1 protein-coding gene is annotated in these 2,404 nt (G+C 34.3%); it reads right to left on the minus strand.

Translation table 11 applies throughout. The annotated features are described in order from the left end of the window. Positions 1–129 precede the first annotated feature (129 nt). Entirely contained in the window at positions 130–1,422 is a 1,293-nt protein-coding gene (locus tag AAEO57_RS20760; RefSeq protein ID WP_341694938.1) for an aminopeptidase P family protein, read from the minus strand. Positions 1,423–2,404: the final 982 nt, after the last annotated feature.

The raw sequence follows: 2,404 nt of genomic DNA on the forward strand, positions 1-2,404 counted from the left end.
TAGAAGTCGAAATTTACCTTTTTAAAACCGCAACAGAATATTTTTTCATAAAACAACCAATGCAAAATCAATCCCTAAAATTTGCTGCATAAAAAAAGGCTGCCCTTATCGGACAGCCTCTTTGCTTATTTATGAATTCATCAAAGTCTCGATTTCATCCACTTCAACCGGAATATTGCGCATCAGGTTAAAAGGTTCTCCTTTTTCCTGAACCACAACATTATCCTCTAAACGGATTCCGAATTTTTCTGCCGGAATGTAGATTCCAGGTTCCACTGTAAAAACCATGTTGGATTTCATTGGCTCGTGAAGCAATCCGTAATCGTGCGTGTCCAGTCCCATGTGGTGAGAAGTTCCGTGCATGAAATATTTTTTGTATGCTGGCCAGTCCGGATTTTCGTTCTGAACATCGGCTTTGTCAATCAAGCCTAAACCTAATAATTCAGAAGTCATGATTTTACCCACTTCAACATGATATTGTTTCCAAAGCGTTCCCGGAGTCAGCATTTTTGTAGCTTCCTTTTTTACTCTCAAAACAGCATTGTAAACCGCTTTCTGACGATCAGAAAAACGTCCCGAAACCGGAATCGTTCTGGTCATATCGCTGGAGTAATTCGCATATTCTGCAGCAACATCCAGTAAAATTAAATCTCCGGCTTTACATTGCTGGTTGTTTTCGATATAATGTAAAACGTTTGCATTATTTCCTGAAGCAATAATTGGCGTATAAGCAAAACCTTTGGAACGGTTACGAATGAATTCGTGCGCCAGTTCGGCTTCGATTTCGTATTCGGTAACATTTGGTTTCACAAATGATAACAATCTGCGGAAACCTTTCTCAGTAATATCACAGGCATGCTGAATCAAATCGATCTCTTCGCTTTCTTTTACAGAACGAATGCGTTGTAAAATCGGATTGCTTTTTGCTACATTATGCGCCGGATATTTTTCTTTCCACCATTTTACAAAACGGGCTTCGCGTGTTTCAGTTTCAACTGCTGCACGATAATGTTCGTTGGTATTGATGTACATTGTATCGGCATACGTCATTATTTCGTTCAAAACTTTATGAAAATCCTGCAGCCAGTAAACCGTTCTGATTCCCGAAACCTGAAAAGCACGTTCTTTGGTCAGTTTTTCGCCTTCCCAAATCGCAATATGTTCGCTGGTTTCTTTTAGAAAAAGCATTTCTTTTTGGCTTTCATAAGGCGCATCCGGAAACAAAAGCAAAATACTTTCTTCCTGATCCACACCACTCAGATAAAAAATATCTCTGTGCTGCGCAAACGGCAAAGTACTGTCGGCACTAATTGGGTAAATGTCGTTTGAATTGAAAACAGCAACAGAATTAGGTTTCATTTCTGCCGTAAATTTCCTGCGATTTTTTATAAAAAGATTGCTGTTTATTTGATGATATTTCATAATAACTTGTTTTTTGAACTTCGATTTTCAAAATTACATATTTTAACCCATCAACGTAAAATTGATTTATTAAAGTTTTATTATTTGTTTGGGATTTTTTTTATGTGCTGATTTTAACCGCAAAGTTCGCTAAGGTTTAAGCAAAGCACGCAAATTTATTTGTTTGCAAAATCAAAAGTTTTTTACACAATCTTGTCATTCTGAGGAACGAAGAATCTCCGAAAGTAACTCCGCAATCAAAATTGCCAATTCTTCATTAGTAAATAAATTGGGATTTGGGATTTTAAAATTGAAATTTTGAAATATTTGGGCGTGTCCCAAGGGCCGGGCTTTCGGCTATATCTTTTCTTCCGCTGTCGCTTCATAAAAGGATACCGCCTCTATCCCTCACGCGCTTTAAAGTAAAATTAGTTTTATGAAAGATTAATTTTAATAAAATAGATTATGTAAATAATGCTTTTTTGTATATTGGCATCTTGGAGAATGAACTTTTAACTTCCATTTTTTTTAAATTTATTTGCTGATTTTTTTAATTATAATTTAATAGAATAACAATTTATGAATGACAATGTTGCGATAAACAAATTAGCAAGATATATTGAAGAAAATCTTAGAATTTCAGATCAAACTTCAATTAATTTTTTGACCCTCGTGGTCACATTCCAAGACTTGGAAGTAAACAAAATCAAGTTGTTTTTGGAAGAAGAGGTTCTGGTAAATCATTATTAGTTCGTACGTTGACGAAGAATAATTATGATTCAATTCTTATACTTATAAATATAGAAGATTTCAAAGATGTAAGTTTTCCAAATTCAATTTTACAAGTTTTAATTAATTTTTTTGACTTGTTAGATTTAAATAATTCAAGTTGCTAGTTTGCAAAGCATAAAAAACACAAAGCAGAGGTTAAGTAAATTTGTTTTGCGAACCAATAAACAGAACCAATGCTTTGTAAAGACAAAATTATATCAATTTTTTGTTT

The organism is Flavobacterium calami (assembly GCF_038290035.1).
GTDB lineage: Bacteria > Bacteroidota > Bacteroidia > Flavobacteriales > Flavobacteriaceae > Flavobacterium > Flavobacterium calami.

What these genes read in the sequence shown, in the direction of transcription:
- AAEO57_RS20760 (WP_341694938.1), bottom strand. Translation starts at nt 1,422, where the DNA reads ATGAAATATCATCAAATAAACAGCAATCTTTTTATAAAAAATCGCAGG.